This window comes from Psychrobacter sp. YGAH215 (assembly GCF_007280595.1).
Classification (GTDB): Bacteria; Pseudomonadota; Gammaproteobacteria; order Pseudomonadales; family Moraxellaceae; genus Psychrobacter; species Psychrobacter faecalis.
In genome coordinates this window covers 1-4469 of the sequence record NZ_VKLR01000047.1, presented here as the reverse complement: position 1 = coordinate 4469, position 4469 = coordinate 1, and the positions used below count along the sequence as shown (strand labels likewise).

The window sequence follows — 4469 nt, the reverse complement described above, 5'->3', positions numbered from 1 at the left end:
TCGAAAGCGTGGGTAGCAAACAGGATTAGATACCCTGGTAGTCCACGCCGTAAACGATGTCTACTAGTCGTTGGGTCCCTTGAGGACTTAGTGACGCAGCTAACGCAATAAGTAGACCGCCTGGGGAGTACGGCCGCAAGGTTAAAACTCAAATGAATTGACGGGGGCCCGCACAAGCGGTGGAGCATGTGGTTTAATTCGATGCAACGCGAAGAACCTTACCTGGTCTTGACATATCTAGAATCCTGCAGAGATGCGGGAGTGCCTTCGGGAATTAGAATACAGGTGCTGCATGGCTGTCGTCAGCTCGTGTCGTGAGATGTTGGGTTAAGTCCCGCAACGAGCGCAACCCTTGTCCTTAGTTACCAGCGGTTTGGCCGGGAACTCTAAGGATACTGCCAGTGACAAACTGGAGGAAGGCGGGGACGACGTCAAGTCATCATGGCCCTTACGACCAGGGCTACACACGTGCTACAATGGTAGGTACAGAGGGCAGCTACACAGCGATGTGATGCGAATCTCAAAAAGCCTATCGTAGTCCAGATTGGAGTCTGCAACTCGACTCCATGAAGTAGGAATCGCTAGTAATCGCGGATCAGAATGCCGCGGTGAATACGTTCCCGGGCCTTGTACACACCGCCCGTCACACCATGGGAGTTGATTGCACCAGAAGTGGTTAGCCTAACCTTTTAGGAAGGCGATCACCACGGTGTGGTTGATGACTGGGGTGAAGTCGTAACAAGGTAGCCGTAGGGGAACCTGCGGCTGGATCACCTCCTTATAGACAGCATTCGGTCAGCAAGAATTCACAACAAGTTGTTCTTTAGTTTAAGCTTACGTTTATACAAGCGTAATTTGGGTCTGTAGCTCAGCTGGTTAGAGCACCGTGTTGATAACGCGGGGGTCAGTGGTTCAAGTCCACTTAGACCCACCATTTATATATGGGGCCATAGCTCAGTTGGTAGAGCGCCTGCCTTGCACGCAGGAGGTCAACGGTTCGACTCCGTTTGGCTCCACCACTATAAACGCAGTAAGCTTTGAATGCTAATAAATGAATAGGTATCAAACAGAAACAAGTGATTCCAATATAGCAATATATTATCTGATTACTTCTTTCTGTTTTATACGGAAACTTACTACTCGACGAGAGAGTAAGAACTATTTAAAAACATAGATATGAGTCTGGGTTAGAGTGGCGTGTTCACGCGACACTCTAACCTTAAGAAATCCTCTTTTAACGACATTGTTTGTTATCCCAAAGAGGATTTCTTAAAAAAGTAAAGAGAACTGAATCAAGCGTAAACATAGGTGATATCGTTATCATAATTAGATTGTATGACACTTAGGAGTCGAAAGACTACTTGGGGTTGTATGGTCAAGTAATGAAGCGCACATGGTGGATGCCTTGGCAGTCAGAGGCGATGAAAGACGTGACAGCCTGCGATAAGCTTCGGGGAGGCGGCAATATCCTGTGATCCGGAGATTTCTGAATGGGGAAACCCACCTAGCATAAGCTAGGTATCTTATATTTATATAAGAGGCGAACGAGGGGAAGTGAAACATCTCAGTACCCTTAGGAATAGACATCAATTGAGATTCCCCTAGTAGCGGCGAGCGAACGGGGAGAAGCCGATTAGTACTAATGTAGAAGAACAGCGTGGGAAAGCTGACCGTAGTAGGTGATAGTCCTGTATTCGAAACATTAGCATTAACATATTAAGTAGAGCGGGGCACGAGAAATCCTGTTTGAAGATGGGGGGACCATCCTCCAAGGCTAAATACTCCTGACTGACCGATAGTGAACCAGTACCGTGAGGGAAAGGCGAAAAGAACCCCTGTGAGGGGAGTGAAATAGAACCTGAAACCGTGTGCGTACAAGCAGTGGGAGCCTTAATTTATTAGGGTGACCGCGTACCTTTTGTATAATGGGTCAGCGACTTATATTCTGTAGCAAGGTTAACCGTTTAGGGGAGCCGTAGGGAAACCGAGTCTTAATAGGGCGATTAGTTGCAGGGTATAGACCCGAAACCGAGTGATCTATCCATGAGCAGGTTGAAAGTGCCGTAACAGGCACCGGAGGACCGAACCCACTGTCGTTGAAAAGCCAGGGGATGACTTGTGGATAGGGGTGAAAGGCTAATCAAACTCGGTGATAGCTGGTTCTCCCCGAAAGCTATTTAGGTAGCGCCTCGGACGAACACCATTGGGGGTAGAGCACTGTTTCGGCTAGGGGGTCATACCGACTTACCAAACCGATGCAAACTCCGAATACCGATGAGTGATATCCGGGAGACACACAGTGGGTGCTAACGTCCATTGTGGAGAGGGAAACAACCCAGACCGCCAGCTAAGGCCCCAAATTCCTAGTTAAGTGGGAAACGAGGTGGGAAGGCATAGACAGCTAGGAGGTTGGCTTAGAAGCAGCCATCCTTTAAAGAAAGCGTAATAGCTCACTAGTCGAGTCGGCCCGCGCGGAAGATGTAACGGGGCTCAAACTAGGAGCCGAAGCTGCGGATTTGAATTTGTTTTCAAGTGGTAGGGGAGCGTTGTGTAAGCCTGTGAAGGTGTGTTGTAAAGCATGCTGGAGGTATCACAAGAGCGAATGCTGACGTGAGTAACGATAATGCGAGTGAAAAGCTCGCACGCCGGAAGATCAAGGGTTCCAGTCCAACGTTAATCGGGGCTGGGTGAGTCGACCCCTAAGGCGAGGCCGAAAGGCGTAGTCGATGGGAAATCGGTTAATATTCCGATACTTGTTTATAATGCGATGGAGGGACGGAGTAGGTTATGTCAGCCTGGCGTTGGTTGTCCAGGTGAAAGGATGTAGGCTTACAGTTTAGGCAAATCCGGACTGTAATACGGCTGAGATCTGATAGCAAGCGGTACTTGTACCGTGAAGTGGCAAATACCATGCTTCCAGGAAAAGCTTCTAAGCAATAGTTATAAACGAATCGTACCCTAAACCGACACAGGTGATCAGGTAGAGAATACCAAGGCGCTTGAGAGAACTCTGCTGAAGGAACTAGGCAAAATGGTACCGTAACTTCGGGAGAAGGTACGCTGCCGATGGTGATAGGACTTGCTCCTTGAGCTGTTGGCAGTCGCAGATACCAGGCTGCTGCAACTGTTTATTAAAAACACAGCACTCTGCAAACACGAAAGTGGACGTATAGGGTGTGATGTCTGCCCGGTGCTGGAAGGTTAATTGATGGGGTTAGCGTATGCGAAGCTCTTGATCGAAGCCCCAGTAAACGGCGGCCGTAACTATAACGGTCCTAAGGTAGCGAAATTCCTTGTCGGGTAAGTTCCGACCTGCACGAATGACATAATGATGGCAGCGCTGTCTCCAGCAGAGACTCAGTGAAATCGAAATCGCAGTGAAGATGCTGTGTACCCGCGGCTAGACGGAAAGACCCCGTGAACCTTTACTACAGCTTTACATTGAACTTTGACCTGACTTGTGCAGGATAGGTGGGAGGCTTTGAAGCCGAGACGCTAGTCTTGGTGGAGCCATCCTTGAAATACCACCCTGGTCATGTCGGGGTTCTAACTCAGGTATAACAATACCGAGGACAATGTATGGTGGGTAGTTTGACTGGGGCGGTCTCCTCCTAAAGAGTAACGGAGGAGTACGAAGGTGCGCTCAGAACGGTCGGAAATCGTTCATAGAGTATAAAGGCAAAAGCGCGCTTAACTGCGAGACCCACAAGTCGAGCAGGTACGAAAGTAGGTCTTAGTGATCCGGTGGTTCTGTATGGAAGGGCCATCGCTCAACGGATAAAAGGTACTCTGGGGATAACAGGCTGATACCGCCCAAGAGTTCATATCGACGGCGGTGTTTGGCACCTCGATGTCGGCTCATCTCATCCTAGGGCTGAAGCAGGTCCTAAGGGTATGGCTGTTCGCCATTTAAAGAGGTACGCGAGCTGGGTTTAGAACGTCGTGAGACAGTTCGGTCCCTATCTACCGTGGGCGTTGGAAATTTGAGAGGATCTGCTCCTAGTACGAGAGGACCAGAGTGGACGAACCACTGGTGTTCGGGTTGTCATGCCAATGGCATTGCCCGGTAGCTACGTTCGGATGGGATAACCGCTGAAAGCATCTAAGCGGGAAGCCCACCTCAAGATTAGATTTCCCTAAAGAGCCGTTCAAGACTAGGACGTTGATAGGCAGGGTGTGGAAGCACAGCGATGTGTGTAGCTAACCTGTACTAATTGCTCGTTTGGCTTGACCATACAACACCCAAGTGGTTTGTATCAAGTCTAATTATTTCGATATCACCTTAATCCTTGATTCAGTTGGATTAAGATGACACTAGTCATTAAAACACACAGACTCATATCTAACCCCCTTTGCTGACGACAATAGCATGATGGCACCACCTGATCCCTTCCCGAACTCAGAAGTGAAACATCATCGCGCCAATGGTAGTGTGGCCCCGGCCATGTGAGAGTAGGTCATCGTCAGCT

At 49.0% G+C, this 4469-nt stretch carries 2 tRNA genes and 3 rRNA genes; all 5 read left to right on the top strand.

What is annotated here, in order from left to right:
• Positions 1–781, top strand: a 16S ribosomal RNA gene (locus FOR85_RS12355); the annotation flags it as partial.
• A 76-nt stretch (positions 782–857) separates the two neighbouring features.
• Positions 858–934: transfer RNA gene (locus tag FOR85_RS12350), tRNA-Ile, on the top strand.
• Positions 935–943: 9 nt separating this feature from the next.
• A tRNA-Ala gene (locus FOR85_RS12345) sits at positions 944–1019 on the top strand.
• Positions 1020–1373: 354 nt separating this feature from the next.
• A 23S ribosomal RNA gene (locus FOR85_RS12340) occupies positions 1374–4235 on the top strand.
• A gap of 119 nt (positions 4236–4354) precedes the next feature.
• A 5S ribosomal RNA gene (gene rrf / locus FOR85_RS12335) occupies positions 4355–4469 on the top strand.